This is a genomic window from Mycolicibacter sp. MU0083, assembly GCF_963378075.1.
In the GTDB taxonomy this organism is placed as follows: Bacteria; Actinomycetota; Actinomycetes; order Mycobacteriales; family Mycobacteriaceae; genus Mycobacterium; species Mycobacterium kokjensenii.
Window position 1 is genome coordinate 4,236,351 of record NZ_OY726394.1, and the last position, 19,367, is coordinate 4,255,717.

The following is a 19,367-nucleotide window of genomic DNA, read 5'->3' on the forward strand; positions in this document are numbered from 1 at the left end:
GGGCTCGGGGAATCGCCGTCGGAAGCGACTGCTCCTTGGCGAGGGCCCTGTCCCGGGGATGAGGGGTTCAGTGATTCCGGCACACATCGAGATTAGCGACCGAGTGCGGGCCACAGCCACCATCGCGTTCGATACCTGTAGCCGGGCCCCAGGGCGAGAAACCGGAGCGAACGCCGAGGTCGACACTGGTTCCTAACGCTTATATACTCTCGTTAGTTCTCGTTAGAGAGGATACGGTGCCATGCAGGCGAACCCTGAGCTGGAGCAATTGCTCCGCGACCGCTACGCGATCACCACCACCGATTTCGTCGCCGCCCTGAAAGCCCTGCCCTCCTTACAGCCCTGGGCCGCTGCCCTCACCGAGAACGAAGCCCGCCTGTTGGATGCGGCGCACTTCCCCGAGGAGCGAGATGCCGACCTCGCCGCGGCCACGGAGATCGCCGGCCACGCCGCCCACCTGGCCGTCACGGCATTCACCGCCGACGAGGTAGCCGCCGGCCTGGGCGTCACCACGTCCCGGATACGGCAGAAGCGGTTAGCCGGCGAGCTGTGGGCCATCCCCGACGGCCAGCGCTGGGTGTTCCCGATTCTCCAATTCGAGGTCACTGCCGATGGTGGCCCCGGCCGACAAATCCGCGGCCTCGACCAGGTCTTCAAAGCGCTGCCCGGCGGCCTTCATCCCATCGCCATCACCGGGTTTCTGCGCACCCCCCAGCCCGACCTGTTCCACAACCGGCCGATGGCCCCGCTCGAGTGGCTGCGCGACGGCGGTGACATCGCCACGGCCGTCACCGCTGCCGCCAACACCGACTGGTACACCGCGTGACCGCACGCCTTCCCGGCCCACCGCCCATCGACCGCCTGCGCGAAATCGGCATCCGCGATACCGAGTACCGCGTCGTCTCGACGGACGAGTTGTGGTGGCGGGTACACCGCACCACCGGCCAGCATGTGCTGGCCTGGAACGCATTCCGCGAGCACGGCCCCCACCTGCGCTTCGATCCGCACCCGATCCCGGCGCGCGAGCACCCGGGGATCGGCGTCTGGTACGGCGCCTCCGAACCCGCTCCCGCCCTGGCCGAGGCCTTCCAAGTCGCGCGCACCATCGACCGCTTCCGCGGCGACCCCTATCTGACCGCGGTGCAATTCACCCGCGAAGTCAGGCTGCTGGATCTGACCGCCGACAGCACGGGTGCGTGGCCGACTCGAGCCGGCGGCACGTCCGCCCTCTCGACCGGCCCGCACTCGATCGCCCAACGCTGGGCCCGACGCATCACTGAGGCATTCCCCCACCTCGACGGCCTGCACTACAACAGCCGGTTCGCCGGTCAGCCGTGCCTCGCGCTATTCGCCCCCGCCGCGACGGCGATGCCGAACCGCCCCGCGCTCTCCCTGCCACTTACCCACCCCGGCCTCGCGCGGCGAATCAGCGGCGCGGCGCAACGGCTGGGCTATCTGGTGATCTGACCCTGGCCGGTTCACCTCATTGAGATGGGACAGCCTGAAAAAGGGTGCTATTCCGTTGCTCGGAAATAGGGCTCGACCGTGCCGGTGCGCTTGACGACCATGGGGTTTCCGCGGCGGTCCTTGGCGGTAGGGACCTCGACGCGCACCCAGCCCTCGTCCACGTCGTACTCGTGAACATTGATCGTCTCGACACCGTTGAGGCGAATACCCACATCCCGGAGGAGCGCCTCTTCGTTGTAGAAGGCGCTGCGCGGGTCGATGGAGAGGTGATTCGGCGGAACGTCGGTGTTCTGGTCCTCGGACATGATGGCCTTCGTTGAGTGCGGGGGTTGGGTCTTTGGGCCTGAGCCTTCAAAGAATCTACGCGACTCGGCTCCACACAGCCCAGGGTGATTCACTCAGGCTCGCCGAGTATCCGAGAAAGCGAGGCGCCCTGGGTTCGGTGCCCCGTCGGCAACCTAACCAGCGCGACCGAGATCAATTGCGCCGACGCCGCGGTCTGCCTTGTTCTGACACATGACGACGACGCTGCCCCACCGCCGAGAACATGGCGCCCGACGGCGACCCGCCAGTGGCCTGTCGAGTCTCACGCCCAGATCGATAAAGCGTTGTTCTGAGCTGCGGCGGTGCCGGTCGTCTCACCTGGATTCGGTTCGGTCGTTCCTGAAGTTTCGGTGATTTCTTCAGCTCCTCCCCGGGCCTAGGCGCGTGACCTGACACAAGCCCGACGCTGAAGTCGCCGACCACTCCACCGCTACCCCGCCTCAAGCCGTGCATTCAATACCGCCCGAAGTTCCTCCACGCTAGCTTTCGCTCGGGAAAATTCCAGCGCATCGCCGCCCATATTTTCACCTTCATAAGTCATAGACGCCGACCCCCCGTCATAATATGCGTACCGGCCTCCATCCTCCGCGACGATAGATACTCGCACAGAATCACCGTCAGCGCGATACTCTCCTTGGGATGACGCACCGGATCGTTCAATTAATACGCCCTGCTCCGAAATAACATCGTCCGCCCCATCTTCAATCGACATATCACACCTTACAGTTTACCCGGCTATCAACGCTATCTAAATTTCGGCACACTAAATTGAGATTCCACGCGATCAACTTTGCCGGTACGCCGTACCGCATACCGACCCATGCGAGCAACCAGCATCACCGACAGACAGGCCAAGTTCGTACCGGTTGAAAGCATAAGCAGTGGCCAGATGATGTCCCCGATCACAAAACCGTGCAGGACATCGAGAGGCCATCCGGCCGGAAACGTAAAGGCCCACGGTTCCTTCTGTGACATAAGAGCAAGCGCACCGAGGGTGGTCGCCAAGGTATTAAGGACAGTCCACACAACGGCTATCAGCGAGAACACCGATGCTCGCTCTACCCGCTCACCGGTAAATTTAGATAGCACCCACGCCGACATAACAGCGGGGATACCGAAGAGAATCGCCGAAGCTGATTCAGACGGGGGATCAAATACATGCCTCAATGCACCAACCGCCCATACAAGCGATGTCACATAAATCCCTAGGAAAACGGCAGGTAATAGTATTCCGGGGGGGCGTTCCCGTAACTCCCAACGAATGTGCGGAACGACTGGGACGCCTTCCATGTTGCCTGAATTTGACACCAAAAGGTTGCCGATCGCACGAGTATAGACGTGGGCTGAAGACAGACCTCTTTCGTTAGTGCGATAGCTGGGTGAAATATCGGTTCTCAGCGTTTGAAGGCTAACAGAATCTTGCTCGAAGCGCTCTGATCTAAGTCGTTGAATCGCAGATCGTATATCTGAATCACCTTTGTTGTTGATCAATACATGTCGCCAAACATGCACTATGTAGACCACGCGGCGCCACTGATATTTGCGCCAAGAAACGAGTCGTGAGCAGATGGCCTGCGCCGCCTGCCAAAAAGTCGGCCATACGCCGGATGCTCGCCGAGTAGTTGCCCCCACAGAGGGATTTTCCGAAAGATGCGGTTTCAAATCATAAAAATACATACCGTCCGGGGCAATCACCTCAAGATGGTAGCTATGAGACTCGCTCGCGAGCGGTAATTCCATCCCGACTTTCTTAGGCATCATGCCCAACTTCATCCGAACGGATTCACTGGTAGCCCCCCACGCCGTCCTCTGCAGTGCAGCATATCGCACAAGTACCCGCGCCCAACGGTCGGAATACATTTCACGACTGGACCGTCCTACTTTTTTGTTCTGCAAAAATCCACTGGCCGGCAGCTCGGTCCAGATTACCTGGTTGGTCCCAAGTTCCTTCACCAGCGAGGTAAATACTCGTATATCGCGGTCTGAAACACTACCGGCTCTGTAAGGCGGGCTTCCCTCGATCCTAATTCGCAGTTCTGCCAAACTATCTTCGAAAGTTGAGGCGCCACGCAGCGTGGCATCGAACTTCCGTCGTGCCACCACTTTTGAAGTGGTTGGAAACTCCGACAAAACCCCCGTCAGAATCGTGTACCAAAGATCGTCTTCCGGAAATTTTTTGGGGCGGCCCCGCAGTTCGAAGTACTTATAAGTTAACGCTACAGCTGTTAGGGCTCTGCTTTCTGGAAGCGAAAGCGAACTCGCTGCTCGGCCATCAATTTCTATTGAAAATCCGTCGAGGATTACCCCCTTCTTGGCGCGGTGAACGACCGAAAAGACTCGATCGACCGTCGAGTGCTCCAGTCCGCGCCGCACCTTTCGGACGACGTTGTGGACGTAAAATCCCTTGTTGATATGAAATGTATGTCCGATCCTACTGTTCAATTGCGCCGGGTTCGCAAGGCTGACGTAGGCGTTTACGATCTCTTCGTCATGATAAATCTCCAACCCTCTATAGAGGGCGTGCTTTGCTCGCGAGTAGGCATCACCGTTGATTGCCAACGTTGAATTTAGCATGGAACGCTCTCCATAGTTGAGTCGCGCGTCTCGAAGGCCAATCTTGGCCCAACTGCTCAACGCAACTCGCAAGGCCAGGGTAGCCAATCCGATGCCGATAAGCGCGTACGCTCGTTGATGTTGGTGCTGAATGTCATCTGGTTGAAGTACGGGAGTGCCATCAGCCGTGTCTATTCGATATAACAGCAGCAGTCCGAGGGACATCGCGCCGGACGCTGCCAAAACAAGCAACGAACATACTGCCCTGCTGAATGCCCCCTGACCGGCGCCACGATACGCACGGTGCGTCATAGGCCGACGCAGGTCGCCATACATATCCGTCGAATCAAATGATAGGGGCTCCTTCCAGTTGCCGCCCATCAGCCGCGGCAACCCTGAAGGCTAGATCTCATTGATACGACTCCCGTCGCTGCAGACCACGCGGCGGCACGTCTCCGATACGCGATCTATTGGGCGGGCGTCCTACGAAATTATGCATTAGCTGCCTCTCCGCCGGTCCGGCATTCCTTTCAAATGAAACAATTCTCCATAAGATGGTAATGCCGTTCACTATACCGAATAACGTGACTGAAGGACCTAGTAGACGGCATGCGTGTCTATGGTGCTCAGATCAACCTGTCGGCCCCGGACCCTGACGGTAGGTACGGTGGCAGAACCCCACCAACTGGTTGCGTTCGGCAGAGTGGTGCACGAGTCGGACCTGATCAGCGGTACCGGCATGTACTCGCGCCGCGTTCACAAGCGAAGTCGGGCAGGGGAGTACGCCAGCAGAGACGGGCTACGACCACTCCCAATTCGGCGGCAGCCCCAGTCAGCACTGGCTCCCGTAGGGGTCGGCCTGCAACTTGCCATAGGCGTATATCCCCATGACACGTTCGTGAGACACATGACAAGGACATGCCAACAACGCTGGGAATATGACACGGAGAATGGGACCCTACACTGCTGTAGGGTCCCACGTTCCGTGTCATGTGACGACATTCAGACCTGCGGCGATGCAGGTTGTCTCACGTGATGTCACCCCGTTTTGTCTCAGGCTAGTGTCACTTCTGCGGCGGTGCCCCGTCGCCAACCTAACCAGCGCGACCGAGATCAATTGCGCCGACGCCGCGGTCTGACTTGTTCTGACACCTGACGGTGCTGAGCTCCCACCATGTCGGAGCTATCCGAGCCTCTGGTCGCATCTGCTGCCCGCGGTCAAGTCTTGAGGAGTCGCGGAATTGGAGCCGGCGCTTCGCCTGAGGATGCGTGAAATTCGGCGGGGTCTAGCGTAGGTGGAATGGGTCTGTTCAGTCATGAGGAGTTCCGAGATCCGGCCGACGGCGTTGGTGGCGGCGATCGCGGTGGGGTTGTCGAGCGGGCTCGGCGTGCTGAGTTGGGCCAGTACGGGGTTGATGAACCTGTAGTGGTGGGTCCGGGGTTGCCGCCCGAGGATGGTTCGTGCGGTCAGTTCGCTGTTCAGTTTCATGTGTCGACGTCGATGCTGCTCGGCCTGAAACGTATTGCGGATATGCGTGGGGTCAGCGTGCCGGAAGTATGCCGGCAGGTAATCGGTGTGTTTGTCGCCCAGCAGGAGGGTGAGCTGGGTGCGCTGCTTGCTGCCGAGTCCGAGGCGGCTGATTACCGGCCGAGTTTGGGTCAGGCGTAATCGGGATCTTCCGGGCCCGGAGTCAGGCGGTAAGGGATCCGTGCAGCGGGCAAGACCACTACCGAGGGCTGAAGAAACGACATCAGCGGTGCCGCGTTTAGAAGGGTGTGGTCGCCGTGATGCCGGGCGCAATCTCCAGCACCAGGAGTGCGGCGGCGACGTGTGTGGGGTTCTCTTCCACTTTGACCACGGAGAGTTCGTTGGCGCGCGAGACTCGGCGCTCGACGGTGTTTCGGTGTGCGTAGAGGTTGGCCGCCGCCCGAGTGGTGTTGAAGCCGCACTGCACGTAGGTCAGCAACGCCTGCCGTAGCGCTTCGTCAGCTGCGGCCAATGGGCCGAGAGTCTTGGTGACGAACCGCTTTGCGCTGGCCGGGTCCTTTGTGATGCTGTCGATGAGCTCGACGTCCGCGTACGCCGTGAAGCGCCGGTCGGATCCGAGCCGAACGATCAGCGCCTGGGCCGCGAGGGCGTCTTGGTGGCTGGACCTGAACCCGTCGAGTCCCTTTCCCGGCCGTCCGACGGCCGCTCGAACATCCTCTGCCTTCGCCACGATCTTCTCGACGTGGCGGAGGTCGGGTGTCGCGGGCCCGGATAGCCAGATCCAACGCGACGTGGCACTTGCGCGGGCTATCAGGGCGCTTCCCCCCGTCGAAGCGGAACGCACGGCCGCGACCACGTCGTCCAGCGCGTTGGCCCGCTGAGGATCGTCGGTCCATACGACGAGACCCATGTGCGAGCGGGCCAACCGGTACCTCAGCCGTCCTTCCGCCAGGTCCTCGGTCATGGGGGCACCACTGGCGATCAGTTGTATCAGCGCAATCGCGTCGGCATTTGCATCACTCATCGCGGACGCAAGGCTGGCCTCACGCAGGGCGGAGACCGAGTCGAGGGCGTACTGCACCAACGACTTCGCCGACACGTCGAGGACCTCCACGAGGAGGTCAGGGTCTGTGCAGTGCGCCACGCATTCTTCGAGCCATCGGCGCCATCCGACGCCGAGTGCCTCCCGCCATCCTCCAGCGAAATCCGGTGCGATGCCGCGGGAAACGAGGTCGCGGATGTACTCGGCTATCCTCGGGCCGATGTAGGGCTCGACCCTTCGCCCCGGTCGCTGGATGTTCGACGTCAGCCACTGGACAAGATCGGAGCGGTTGAGGTGGCGGTCCTCCTCGACCAGCGACGCATCCGGAAGCAGGGCAGGTTCGTACTGCGCCATGAGTGCGGCTCCTGCGATGACCTCGGTCATCGCATCCGTCTCCATCAAGAGCCGCTGACACAGTGTTCGGATTGCGTCGGCGGCCTCGACGGTGGGCAGGGGCCACAGATCCTCCATGCCGACAAGTCTCCCCTAACTGTGCGGGACGAGGCGGCTACACCGACGCTATTTCCTCGACGCTGACCAGCCCGGCGGCCCGTTCTGCGGCCCGCAGGCCGGTGAGAACAGCACCGCGATATCGACAGTTGTGGCGCCGGAACTGTTTTCACGAGATCTCGAGATGGCGCCCTCCCTGGTTCACGCGGTCTGCATGTTGTGAGATGTATCGGGTGATGGGGTCGACCAGGGCCTGCGGAATGTGATGGCCCATGCCGGGAATGACGACGTGCTGCGCCGAGCGAATTGCTTTGGCCGTTGCGACGCCGCCACCGGGATGCACCATCAAGTCCCGGTCACCGTTGATGACCAGCGTTGGAGCGGTGATTCTGCGCAACTTGGCAGTGCGGTCTCCGGAGCACTGGATCGCTTGGATCTGGCGTGCCACGCCGGCTGCGGGGTCACCGGCGGCGCGATCCCATCCCCGCGCTGCGATGGCCGCTTCCGCTGCGTCGTCGATGGGGTATGCGGTTCCGGCAATGTGTCTGGTGATCTGCAGGTGATTGCGCACGGCTGCTGTCCGATTCTTCGCCGCAGGAGCGACGAGCAGTCGCATCGTCGACAGCGCCGGCCGACCGAGATTGCGCGCTCCGGTCGTCGAGTAGATGGAGGTCAGCGACAGCACTCGCTTGGGTTCTGTCGCGGCGAGCGTTTGCGCGATCATTCCGCCCATGGACCGCCCAACGAGATGGGCCTGTGCGATTCCCAGATGGTCGAGCAGGCCGACACAGTCGTTGGCCATATCCGTAAGTGAGTAGGCGTCGCTTCGGGGACACCCCATCACCTGACGCCAGAGTGCAGGTGCTGGAGTAGCCGCGAACGTCGACTGGCCGACGTCCCGGTTGTCCATGGCTATGACCCGAAATCCCCGGGCGACAATCGATCTGACGAACGAATCGCTCCAGAAGGTGAGGTCCTCGCCCAGCCCGGCGGTGAGCAGCATAGCGGGGTCGGCCACGTCGCCGAAGACGCGGAAGCAGATGGTTGTCCCGGACGTGAGGGTTGCGAACCGGTCGACGCCGTTGTCAGGCATGCGCCTGTTGTCTCTCGGCGGATTGCTGTGAAGTCGACTGACTGGCGCCGAATGCGAGGTTCTCGTCGGCCACGGGACCGCGCAGCGCTCTGGCGTCCTCCTGGTAGGACATCGCCATCCGCCATGGGGCGACCGGGCCCTGCTTGGGCAGGATCTTCGCCCCGCGCTTGGCGTAGCCGGATTGGAGGTCCATCACTGGCCTGCGATCCATTCCCGGGAACGGGACCGGGACCGCCCGGTCGTAGCCATGAGCATCCATGTACTTGACCAGGTCGATGAAGTAGCGGCACATCAGGCTCACCTTGAGAGTCCAGGATGACGTCGTATAGCCAATGGCCATGGCCCAATTGGGGATTCCGCTCAGGAGCATTCCGCGATAGGCGAAGGAGTCGGCGATGTCCACCGTCTGCCCGTCGACCACGATCGGCATTCCGTCGAAGAGCCGCATGTTCAGTCCGGTCGCGGTCACGATGATGTCGGCTTGGAGCTCCTCGCCCGACTGCAGCACAATTCCGCGCTTGCTGAATCTCACGATCGAATCAGTGACGACGGAAGCGTTTCCGGAGCAGATCGCGTCGAAGAAGTCTCCGTCGGGCGCCGCACACAGCCGCTGGTCCCACGGGTTGTAGGGCGGGTTGAAGTGCTTGTCGACGTCGAATCCCTTGGGGAGCCGCTTGATGTTCTCGCGCCGGATCAGCCGGCGTCCCGTCCGAGGGAACATCCGAAGGCCCTTGACGATCCCGCGTTCGATCCAGATGTTCTTGAACCGCGTGACGGCGTAGCCGCGTTTGGCGCCGAGGAGCTTCGTGAGTGCAACGGCGAGACGGTCGACCCGGGGAATCGGCATGATGTAGGTCGGCGTGCGCTGCAGCATCGTCACGTGACCAGCGGCGCCAGGGCCGGTCAACATCGCCGGCACCATCGTGACGGCGGTCGCGCCGCTGCCGATGATGACGACCTTTTTGTCGCGGTAGTCGAGGTGCTCGGGCCAGTGCTGGGGGTGCACCACCAGGCCTTCGAAGTCGTCGCGGCCTGCAAATTCCGGAGCGAACCCCTCGTCGTACCGGTAGTAGCCGGTGGCCGCGAAAACCCACCCGGTACGGATAGTCTTCGTGGCAGTCTCGCCGGTGACGGGGTCAGTCGCTTCAACGGTGAGCGTCCACTTCGAGTCCGACGAGGACCATTCGGACTGCACGACGCGGTGCCGGAACTTGATGAGACGCGCCAGATTGTTCTCGTCGACCGTTTCCTGGAGGTACTCGCGGATCAAGTGTGCGTCGGCGATCGCCGACTCGTGGCGCCACGGCTTGAACTCGTACCCGAAGGTGTGCAGGTCGGAGTCGGAGCGAATACCCGGGTAGCGGAAGAGATCCCACGTGCCGCCGATGTTGTCACGGCCCTCCAACACGATGAGGGACTTGTGTGGGAGCTCACGGCTGAAATACGTTGCCGCGCCAATCCCCGAGATTCCCGCTCCGATGACGACGACGTCGAAATCCTCGACCTCACTCGACACGTCAGCTGTCATGGCTGCCAACTCCTCGCTGTTCCGGTGGCTTCGTGACGTCCACAGTGGCTGAGGCATGACTTCGCTCACTACGACAGCGCGCACCTCCTTTCGTACGAGCGAGTGCACGGTGCACTTGGTGCGCCCCGAACGAGTGCACAGTGTCGTTGCGACCGCAGTCTCCGGCTGGCGACAGTAACCACACCTGAATCTCGAAAGGACCCTGGCAATGAAGGACATCGTGTTCCTCCTGGCCGATGTGTGGTTGATCATCGTCGCCTACTCGTGCGGCTGGAAGTTCCTCCGCAACTACGGCAACTGGCTGCTCGGCCTTGAATGTTTGGTCGTCGGTGTATCGGCGACAAACTTCCTTGTCGGCTCGCTGCTCGGCCCCGAGGCCGGCGCCGTCCCGTTTTCCGTCGCCTTCTTCCTCGACGCGTTCTCGCGGTCATTCGGCTTCACGCTCGTCCTGGTGTTGGGCCTGATGGTGGTGACCCACCGGTACAAGCCGACCCTGGGGGTTGAGGTCGGCGCGTTCGGACTCGCCATTGCCGGCGGGTTCGTCCTGGGCGGGTTCGACCGTTCGACGCTGCACATCGGCCCCGCCACCTTCTACGTCGTGATGAACCTGCTCACCACGCTTTTCCTCGCGTACTTCGTGGCGCGGCTGTGGGCGATCGGGGCCAAGCGTCTTGCCGGCTGGGCGGCGTTGGTCACGGCTGCGGGGACCGTGATCGCGGTCACCTACGACTTCTTTCCGCTCCCCTTCGACGACGAACTTCGCACGATCTTCTACACCGCCGCGCTGACGACGTGGGGCGCCCAGGGCTTGGTCTACTACCTCGCCTACCGCGCCATGCAAGCCCACAACATGTCCGCCGGTGCGAAGCCGGACCAGAAAGTGACCGCACCGTCATGAGCATCCACAACATCGGATACAGCACCTTTGCCGGCTGGATCGACGCCACCGCGCGACCCCTTGCTTGTTCTTCTGCAGGCTTCCGGCGGGCGGACGAAATGTTCGTCAGTACTTGATCACTGACCGAATTCCGACGCCGCGCTTCATCTCGTCGAACCCCTCGTTGATGTCTTCCAGGTCGATGACCCGAGTTATGAGTGAGTCGAGATCGATCCGGTTGTTCATGTAGTGCTCGACGAGCATCGGGAAATCGACGTCGGCCTTGCTCGATCCATAGTTCGAGCCGATGAGCGAAAGCTCCTGTTCGGACATGACAAACGGATCGATCGTGACCTTCACGCCGTCCGCCACTTGCCCGGCGACCACGGCGGTGCCGCCGCGGGCCAACACCGCGTAAGCGGCCTCGATGGTCTGCGGCAGTCCGATGGCCTCGATCGCGACCTCCACCCCCCGACCGTCGGTGAACTTCGCGACCTTCGCCGCCAGATCTTCGCGGGCGCTGTTGATGACGTCAGTGGCTCCTAAAGCGCTTGCGTGGTTGAGTCTTTCGTCGGAGATATCGGCAGCGATGACCTTCTGCGCGCCGACGAGACGAGCACCCTGAATCGCACTCAGCCCGACACCGCCGCAGCCGATGACCAGCACCGTGTCGCTCGGACGCACCTTTGCGGTGTTGACCGCTGCCCCGACCCCGGTAGTGACTGCGCAGCCGATGAGCGACGACGGTTCGAAGGGCGCGTCGTTCCGGATGGCGATCGCACCCGATTCGGGCACCATCACATACTGACCGAACGTACCGAGGCCGGCGAAGCTGAGCACGTCCCCGTCCGCATCCGTGACACGCGACCGACCGTCGAAGGAGAGGTGGTTGGCCGAAAGCCGGCTCACCATGTCGCACAGGACGGGCCGGCCGCTGACGCAGTAGCGGCACCGATGGCACGCGGGCGTCCAGGAGAGAACCACGTGATCGCCGGGCGCCAGCGTCGTGACTCCCTCCCCGACGCTCTCGACGATCCCGGCGCCCTCGTGGCCGAGGATCATGGGGATGGGCACGTCCCATTCACCGACGATCACATGCAGGTCGCTGTGGCACAACCCACTCGCCTGCATCCGCACGAGTACGTCGCCGGGCGGCGGAGTCGCTGGGATCGAGACTTTTTCGATGGTCAGTGCCGCATTCGCGGTACGGAAGACGGCGGCGTCGAATTCGATGGTCATGACATCTCCTGAAAGCTGTTGGATTCCGGCCGCAACGCGGAGCGGCTCCGCCCGTCTGGATCGCACTCGTCGGTCAGAGGTCGAGGTAGTCCGCTAGCTCGCTGTAGTCGACCTGCCAAAGTCCCGGAGAGCCGGTCGGGTACTGCGAGCGGAATCCGATGAGGCTCTGAACTCGGGGCGGGAGCGATCGTGCAAGTTCGCGGTCGACGAGGAACGGGTAGGCCTCCTCGCCTACCAAGAAGCCCGGGTTGAGCGCGAAGCTGACCGCACGGCGGTACTCGTCGGAAGTGCGGTTCGCGCCGCCGCCGTGGGCGGTCTTCCCGCTGAAGAACAGCGCGTCGCCAGCGCTCATCTCGGCTGGAATGGTCTGCTCAGGCGTGCCGCGGTCCTCGAAGTCATCCCACTTGTGGCTACCCGGGATCACTCGGGTGGCGCCGTTCCCCTCGGTGAAGTCGGTCAGGGCGATCAGGAAGTTGACGGTCACCTCGGGCCCTGCGGGGCCCATGCCGACGAACGGAAGCCAGTTCTCCAGGTCGCGGTGAAGTATCTGGGCGGCGTTGCCCGGACCGATCTCGATCACCTGAGCCGTCGTCATCCAGTAGGTTCCCGATTCTTCGAGAAAGACCGCGTCGGCCAGCGCATGAACGAGGTCGTGATCGATCACTTCGCGACGGAACGTTTCGCTTCGGCTGACTAGGTTGGTGAGGCGCTTGGTGTTCCGGCCGTGGAATTCAGCGACGATTTCGTTGTCGTGCTTGGAACCGGGATTCAGCTCCTGCAGGGCCGGGTCGATCTCGGCATTGAAGCGTGCGACCTGATCCGGTGTGAGAAACCCTTTGATGATGACGCCGCCATCCTCGCGGACGATCGACAGAATCTCGTCGATAGGTGCTGTACCGGCGATCGTGCGTAGTTTCGCGGTGGCAGTTGCAGGCATGGCGGCGACACTTCCTTGCTGTGGTCGTTGAGATCTGGGTCCCCAGAATGGGCGGACCTCAGCCCGTGCGACTACAGCATCCGGTCGCAGATTTCGGTGGTAGTGGTGCAGACTGCACTGCCCCGGGTGACGGCATACCCGCCCCTAGTGAAGGTGCCGAAGCGAGAACGTCAGGTAACCACGACCCGAAACACGTTCAGCGCGTAAGCAGCCCATCACGAACGATCGCGACAGGTGAGACACCTGACAAGAACATGGCACCGCCGCGGAGAATATGACCCGCGGCGTGAGCTCCTACAACACCTGTAGGGTCTCCGGCTCCGTGTCATATGGCGTTGTTCTGACCAGCGGCGACGCCGGATGTCTCACGCGATGTCATCGGGGTTTGTCTCAAGTTCGTGTCATTTCTTCGGGCCGGTGCCCGCAGGTCCACGAGCCCGAAGCTGCATGGTTGTCGTTGGGCAATCTCGCGGGCCCGGCGTGGGATGGGCGCACACGACACTGCCCTTGCCGTTATATCAGTGATCACTGTACTGTTCTGGCTATGCTGACCTGTGAGATGCGCGAATCGGCGCTCGCACGACTGGGCCGGGCGCTAGCCGACCCGACGCGCTGCCGGATTCTTGTGGCTCTGCTGGACGGGGTTTCCTACCCGGGACAGCTGGCATCGCATCTGGGGTTGACGCGGTCGAATGTGTCCAATCATCTGTCGTGCCTGCGCGGTTGTGGCCTGGTGATCGCGACCTATGAGGGCCGGCAGGTTCGGTACGCATTGGCCGACGCTCACTTGGCACGGGCGTTGGGCGAGTTGGTGCAGGTGGTCTTAGCGGTGGACACCGACCAGCCCTGCGTTGCCGAGCACGCTCCGACGAGCTGAATCATGTTTCTGGACAACGGCGAAGGGAGACTGTGATGGTTCCGGTTGGGTTCTGGGTCAAGGCGACCCAGACGGTCGCTACCGGGTTGGTCGGGGTGACCGCGTATGAGGCGCTGCGCAAAGCCGCGGGTGCGGCCCCGGTCCACCGGGCGGCGGTAAAGGCGACGGAGTGGGGGCTACGCGGGACCCGACGCGCAGAGATCGCGGCCGAGTCGGCCCGGCTCAAAGTTGCCGACGTGGTCGCCGAGGCTCGCGACCGCATCGGTGCCGAAGCACCGCCGCCGGCCGGCGCCTGCACCGACGACGACTGCTGCTGACATTCGCGAGTGAGGCCTGACGATGCTGACCACGGACGCCTCCCCCGACAGCGCGGTCGAGTTGACCGTGGTGTCGTCTACAACCGGGCGAATGCGTCTACGCGCCCAAGGATTTCAATTCGACGCGGCGAGAGCCGCGGCGATTGAGGACACGGTCACCCGAGTACCCGGGGTGCAGAACGTGCAGGCCTATCCTCGTACCGCGTCGGTAGTGATCTGGTTCTCTCCGCGGGAGTGCGACAACGCCGCCATCTTCTCGGCGATCGCCGATGCCGGGTACGGCACCACGGACGCGATAGCCGCTCGGTCGACACAGGACCGCTGGGCAGGCCCTGCTCAGCGGGTCATCGACTGGAGCGAACGAATCCGGTCGGGTACGCCCGGCGTTGCACCCAGACCCCGGCCCGCGGACGATGGCTGCTGCGAGCACGACGAGAACGCGCCCGAACCGCAGCGACCCTGGGACGTCGTCAGGCTGCGGCGCGCCGCCATGTCCGGGACGATGCTGGCCGCATCGGCGCTCACCGCCTGGGTCACCCCCTTTGGACCCGTCGCAATGGGATTGAAGGTCCTTGCGTTGGCGGTGGGTGCCTCCACATTCGTGCCTGCCAGCCTCAGGCGACTGGCCCAGGGTCGCGTCGGGGTCGGCACCTTGATGACGATCGCCGCAGCAGGTGCTGTCGGGCTCGGCCAGGTCGGGGAAGCCGCCGCGCTGGCGTTTCTGTTCTCCATCAGCGAGGGCTTGGAAGAGTACGCGGTGGCGCGCACCCGCCGCGGCCTGCGTGCCCTGCTCTCGCTGGTGCCCGATCAGGCCACTGTCATACGCGACGGCACCGAGACCGTGGTGGCCACCGACGATCTGCGCATCGGCGATCAGATGATCGTCAAACCCGGCGAGCGTCTGGCGACTGACGGCGTCATCCGCGCAGGGCACACCGCGCTTGACCTCTCCGCGATCACCGGAGAATCGGTGCCGGTCGAGGCCGGTCCCGGCGAGGAGGTGTTCGCCGGGGCGATCAATGGCACCGGGGTGCTGCAGGTGGAGGTCACCGCTACCGCCGCGAACAACTCGCTGGCGCGCATCGTGCACATCGTGGAAGCCGAACAGGCCCGCAAAGGCGCCAGCCAGCGCCTGGCCGACCGAATCGCGGCCCCGCTGGTGCCCAACATCATGATCGCCGCGGCAGCCATCGCCGGGCTCGGCAGCATTTTCGGCAGCCCAGCGATCTGGATCGAGCGCGCACTGGTGGTGCTGGTCGCGGCATCGCCGTGCGCACTGGCTATCGCCGTGCCGGTCACGGTGGTAGCCGCCATCGGTGCCGCCTCGAAAATCGGCGTGCTGATCAAGGGCGGCGCCGCACTGGAGAGCCTGGGCACCATCGGCGGCATCGCCCTGGACAAAACCGGAACGCTCACCGCCAACCGGCCCACGGTCGTCGACGTCGCCACCACCGATGCCGCCACCCGCGAGGAGGTGCTCGCGCTGGCGGCCGCCCTAGAGGCCCGCAGCGAACACCCGCTGGCCGCCGCCATCCTCGCCGAAGTCCCTGCCCGGATCCCCGCCACCGACGTGCAAGCAGTCCCCGGGGCGGGGCTCACGGGCACCGTCGCCGGACACGCGATCCGCCTAGGGCGTCCCGGCTGGCTCGGCCCCGGTGACCTCGCAGATCAAGTGGCGCACATGCAACAAGACGGGGCCACCGCGGTTCTCCTCGAGCGCGACGGCCAGCTGCTGGGTGCGATCGCCGTACGTGACGAACTACGTCCCGAAGCCGTCGAGGTCATCGCTACGCTGCGCCATGACGGCTACCAGGTGGTGATGCTCACCGGCGACAACCACGCCACCGCCGTCGCCCTGGCCGCCCAGGCCGGAATCCCGGACGTCCACGCCGAGCTGCGCCCCGAAGACAAGGCCCGCCTCATTGGGCAACTGCGCGCGCAGCGGCCCACCGCCATGGTCGGCGACGGCGTCAACGACGCCCCGGCTCTGGCAGCCGCCGATCTGGGAATCGCGATGGGCGCCATGGGAACCGACGTCGCGATCGAAACCGCCGACATCGCCCTGATGGGCCAAGACCTGCGGCACCTGCCCCAAGCACTGGCACACGCTCGCCGCGCCCGCCAGATCATGCTGCAGAACGTCGGACTGTCCCTGGGCATCATCACCGTGCTGATGCCACTGTCGGTGTTCGGAACCCTCGGGCTGACCGCAGTCGTGTTGGTCCACGAACTCGCCGAAGTCGTCATCATCGCCAACGGGATACGCGCCGGCCGGGTCAAACCCCTGACGTGATCGACACACGCCACACACGTCCCTGAACCCGGCCGAACGCCCGACCATTGGTCGCTGCGATCAGGGCTTCGTGGTGGAGTTATGCGTCAACGAATGCAGTGCGTATCAGGCCCAAACAGCAGACTTGACGTCAACCTACGGCTGCGGTGGTGGGTAAGTCCCCTGGGGTGGTGGGGTTTCGGTCCTGCGGTTGACCGGGGCGGACTGGCTCTGGTGTGTCGTTGGGGGCTTTGGGGTGGGTCATCGCGTAGTGGTCAGTGAGTTACCGACCAAAGTGACTCAAGCAAAGGACACACGACGCGATGACCCAGGATCATTCTGCCTTGCTCGCCCAGCTCGACGCGCTTACCGCCGCTGATTCCGGTGCGGTGTTCGCGGAGCTGATTCGTGCCGGGCTGCAGGCGCTGATTGAGGCCGAAGCCACCGAGAAGATCGGCGCCGGCCGCTACCAGCGCAGCAGTGACCGCCAAACCCACCGCAACGGGCACCGGCCCAAGGCACTGTCGACGACCTCCGGTGACATCGAAGTGCAGATCCCCAAGCTGCGGGCCGGATCGTTTTTCCCGTCTCTGCTGGAGCGTCGGCGTCGCATCGACAAGGCCCTGCACGCGGTGATCATGGAGGCCTACGTGCACGGGGTTTCGACCCGCAACGTCGATGACCTCGTCGGTGCTCTCGGGGTCGACTCGGGCATCTCCAAATCGGAAGTTTCGCGCATCTGCGCAGGTCTGGATCGCGAGATCGAGGCGTTTCGCACCCGCAGCCTGACCCACACGACGTTCCCGTACGTGTTCTGCGATGCCACGTTCTGCAAAGTCCGTGTCGGTGCCCACGTGGTCTCCCAAGCCCTGGTGGTGGCCACCGGGGTCTCTATCGATGGCACCCGCGAAGTCCTCGGGACCGCCGTCGGTGACAGTGAATCGTTCGAGTTCTGGCGTGAGTTTTTGGCCTCGCTCAAAGCCCGCGGTCTCGCCGGGGTGCACTTGGTGATCTCCGATGCCCACGCCGGCCTCAAGGCGGCGGTCGCCCAGCAGTTCAGCGGATCAGCCTGGCAACGCTGCCGGGTGCACTTCATGCGTAACCTGCACGGCGCCGTGGCCGCCAAGCATGCCCCGGCGGTGACCGCGGCGGTCAAGACGATCTTCGCCCACACCGACCCCGCCGATGTTGCCGCGCAATGGGATCAGGTCGCCGCCTCGCTTAAGTCGGCGTTTCCCAAGGTCACTGTCATGATGGATGGCGCCAAGACCGATGTGCTGGCCTTCACGGCGTTTCCGAAAGCGCACTGGCAGAAGATCTGGTCGAACAACCCGATTGAGCGGCTCAACAAGGAGATCAAACGCCGCGCCGATGTCGTGGAGATCTTCCCCAACCCGGCCGCGTTCCTGCGCCTGGCCACTGCCGTGGTCATCGAAGCCCACGACGAATGGCAGGTCACCCGCCGCTACCTATCCGAGGTCTCCATGGCCGAGTTGCGCAAAGTCATCGCCGCCAAACAGCTAGCGGCCGAACCACTAGCCGACCAACGCCAAATCGCCTAGCATTCACCGCGACTCGTTGATCACCACGCGTGACTCACGCCGATCCGAAGTCCACCATCCCAAGGGGCACTATCGCGGTGGTCGCATGCCAGGTCTGATGATCGCCCTGCCTGTCGACGGACACGTTCGTCGTGACGACAAGCGGACCATCGGCTGCGGCAGCCGTGGTGTGGCGTCCGCTGCGTTGCACGCAAGACCTATTGAATGGTGTGTCCCGCTGTCGCATTCGGCTAGACGCGAGATCTGCGGTAGTTCAGCAGGGTTCGGTTGCCCAAGAATGGCGAACGCAGTTGCCGGGCGACCATGGCCGCTATTGGGTTGGAGTTTCCCGAGATATAAGGCGAGGAATGACGCGGACGTAGACGACCATGCCAAGCAACTCGACGAGGGTTTGGGTTACGACGATGACCGGTGTGAGGGCGTAGTTTTCGGGCAGGGCGAGGGCCAGCGGTAGCACGACCAGTGAGTTTCGGGTGGCTCCGGAGAAGGTCAGGGCACGGGATCGGCCGGTGTCGAGCCGGAGAAGCCGGGCGGTCCCCACGCCGATAGCCGCCATGATGGCCAGGAAACTGGCGTAGATCGGTATCACGTGCAGCACCTGGTCGAGGTCGTGACTGATCTTCGGAAATTGACTGGCCACCACAACGAACAGGGTGCCAGTCATCAGTGGGACCATCGCCGCGTTCATCGCTGTCGCGACGGCGTGGCCGCTACGGTGTCGTCCCGACCAGGCTTCTGTGGCCCACGCCGCGGTCAGGGGCACCACGATCAAGATGAGGAATGCCTCGATGAAGGGCCCCGCGTCGACGATGTTGGCCAGCTGCGGGCCGACGAACAGCCACAGGAACGCCGGAAGTAGCAGCATTTGGGCCAGCATTAGCAGCGGAGCGGCGGCAAGCAGACGCTGACCGTCTCCTCCGGCCAGACCACAGAACACGATGACGTAGTCGATGCAGGGTGTCAGCAGGGTGAGTAGCACGCCGAGCAGGACGGCCTGCGGCAGCGAGATCACGCTGACGAGCGCGGCTACCACCAGCGGCACCACCGCGAAGTTCACCACCAGCAGTGCAGCCAGGAACCGCACATCACGGAACGCTGCACTTAGTTTGGTGAACGGAACCTGCAGGAACGTGGCATACAGCAACGCGCCCAACACCGGATAGATCGCAGCCTCCCACGCGTGGCCGGCCGACGGTGCCGCCGCACCGGCAGCCGCGCCAGCCACTAGCCCACCGAGATAGATGGCGATCTGATGGCGTTCCAACCACGAAACGATATGCATGGGAGAACCAATATCCTTTCGGTACAGGATTTATCGGTGACCAATGTGGTGTTCTCCG

Annotated in this window: 17 protein-coding genes; 8 read left to right on the forward strand and 9 right to left on the reverse strand. The window is 63.3% G+C overall.

Annotated features, from left to right (window positions below):
- The first annotated feature begins 241 nt into the window (after positions 1-241).
- Together RCP38_RS19525 and RCP38_RS19530 are read left to right on the forward strand one after the other, a co-directional pair.
- Positions 242-826 carry a hypothetical protein gene (locus RCP38_RS19525; protein WP_308474544.1) on the forward strand — a complete coding sequence of 195 codons (585 nt, stop codon included), beginning with the start codon at positions 242-244 and terminating at the stop codon, positions 824-826.
- Positions 823-1,467 (forward strand): RES family NAD+ phosphorylase, encoded by a 645-nt coding sequence (locus RCP38_RS19530; protein ID WP_308474545.1) that lies wholly within the window; start codon positions 823-825, stop codon positions 1,465-1,467. Before RCP38_RS19525 ends, RCP38_RS19530 begins: the two co-directional genes overlap by 4 nt.
- 47 nt (positions 1,468-1,514) lie before the next feature.
- Here RCP38_RS19530 and RCP38_RS19535 read toward each other — a convergent pair whose 3' ends face one another.
- The 3 genes from RCP38_RS19535 to RCP38_RS19545 all read right to left on the reverse strand — a co-directional run bounded on the left by RCP38_RS19535 (position 1,515) and on the right by RCP38_RS19545 (position 4,737).
- Complete coding sequence (locus tag RCP38_RS19535) at positions 1,515-1,772, reverse strand: DUF3297 family protein (RefSeq protein WP_308474546.1); 258 nt, start codon at positions 1,770-1,772, stop codon at positions 1,515-1,517.
- 449 nt (positions 1,773-2,221) lie between these two features.
- Positions 2,222-2,503, reverse strand: coding sequence for a hypothetical protein (locus RCP38_RS19540; protein ID WP_308474547.1), 282 nt, complete (start codon positions 2,501-2,503; stop codon positions 2,222-2,224).
- Positions 2,504-2,535: 32 nt separating this feature from the next.
- Positions 2,536-4,737, reverse strand: coding sequence for a hypothetical protein (locus RCP38_RS19545; protein ID WP_308474548.1), 2,202 nt, complete (start codon positions 4,735-4,737; stop codon positions 2,536-2,538).
- 907 nt (positions 4,738-5,644) lie between these two features.
- On the opposite strand from RCP38_RS19545, the gene RCP38_RS19550 reads away from it, so the two are divergent.
- On the forward strand, positions 5,645-6,013 hold the full coding sequence (locus RCP38_RS19550) for a hypothetical protein (protein ID WP_308474549.1): 369 nt from the start codon (positions 5,645-5,647) through the stop codon (positions 6,011-6,013).
- 97 nt (positions 6,014-6,110) lie between these two features.
- Here RCP38_RS19550 and RCP38_RS19555 read toward each other — a convergent pair whose 3' ends face one another.
- The 3 genes from RCP38_RS19555 to RCP38_RS19565 all read right to left on the reverse strand — a co-directional run bounded on the left by RCP38_RS19555 (position 6,111) and on the right by RCP38_RS19565 (position 9,946).
- Entirely contained in the window at positions 6,111-7,346 is a 1,236-nt protein-coding gene (locus tag RCP38_RS19555; RefSeq protein ID WP_308474551.1) for a PucR family transcriptional regulator, read from the reverse strand.
- Between the two features lie 148 nt (positions 7,347-7,494).
- Entirely contained in the window at positions 7,495-8,418 is a 924-nt protein-coding gene (locus tag RCP38_RS19560) for an alpha/beta fold hydrolase (RefSeq protein WP_308474552.1), read from the reverse strand.
- Entirely contained in the window at positions 8,411-9,946 is a 1,536-nt protein-coding gene (locus RCP38_RS19565; RefSeq protein ID WP_308474553.1) for a flavin-containing monooxygenase, read from the reverse strand. Before RCP38_RS19565 ends, RCP38_RS19560 begins: the two co-directional genes overlap by 8 nt.
- Positions 9,947-10,154: 208 nt before the next feature.
- Between RCP38_RS19565 and RCP38_RS19570 the strand changes: the two genes are divergently transcribed.
- On the forward strand, positions 10,155-10,844 hold the full coding sequence (locus RCP38_RS19570; protein WP_308474555.1) for a transporter: 690 nt from the start codon (positions 10,155-10,157) through the stop codon (positions 10,842-10,844).
- Between the two features lie 105 nt (positions 10,845-10,949).
- On the opposite strand, the gene RCP38_RS19575 is transcribed toward RCP38_RS19570, so the two are convergent.
- Complete coding sequence (locus tag RCP38_RS19575; protein ID WP_308474557.1) at positions 10,950-12,062, reverse strand: Zn-dependent alcohol dehydrogenase; 1,113 nt, start codon at positions 12,060-12,062, stop codon at positions 10,950-10,952.
- Between the two features lie 73 nt (positions 12,063-12,135).
- Complete coding sequence (locus tag RCP38_RS19580; RefSeq protein WP_308474558.1) at positions 12,136-12,999, reverse strand: phytanoyl-CoA dioxygenase family protein; 864 nt, start codon at positions 12,997-12,999, stop codon at positions 12,136-12,138.
- A 544-nt stretch (positions 13,000-13,543) separates the two neighbouring features.
- On the opposite strand from RCP38_RS19580, the gene cmtR reads away from it, so the two are divergent.
- The 4 genes from cmtR to RCP38_RS19600 all read left to right on the forward strand — a co-directional run bounded on the left by cmtR (position 13,544) and on the right by RCP38_RS19600 (position 18,027).
- Complete coding sequence (gene cmtR, locus RCP38_RS19585; RefSeq protein WP_308474560.1) at positions 13,544-13,876, forward strand: Cd(II)/Pb(II)-sensing metalloregulatory transcriptional regulator CmtR; 333 nt, start codon at positions 13,544-13,546, stop codon at positions 13,874-13,876.
- 35 nt (positions 13,877-13,911) lie between these two features.
- A complete protein-coding gene (locus RCP38_RS19590; protein WP_308474562.1) occupies positions 13,912-14,193 on the forward strand; it encodes a DUF1490 family protein in 282 nt (93 codons plus the stop codon).
- Positions 14,194-14,215: 22 nt separating this feature from the next.
- Entirely contained in the window at positions 14,216-16,486 is a 2,271-nt protein-coding gene (locus RCP38_RS19595) for a heavy metal translocating P-type ATPase (RefSeq protein WP_308474563.1), read from the forward strand.
- 302 nt (positions 16,487-16,788) lie between these two features.
- The gene (locus tag RCP38_RS19600) at positions 16,789-18,027 is read left to right on the forward strand and encodes an IS256 family transposase (protein ID WP_308474565.1); all 1,239 of its coding nucleotides are present in this window, start codon (positions 16,789-16,791) and stop codon (positions 18,025-18,027) included.
- 310 nt (positions 18,028-18,337) lie between these two features.
- On the opposite strand, the gene RCP38_RS19605 is transcribed toward RCP38_RS19600, so the two are convergent.
- Positions 18,338-19,309: a bile acid:sodium symporter gene (locus RCP38_RS19605; protein WP_308474566.1), complete on the reverse strand. Its 972-nt coding sequence runs from the start codon at positions 19,307-19,309 to the stop codon at positions 18,338-18,340.
- Positions 19,310-19,367 lie beyond the last annotated feature (58 nt).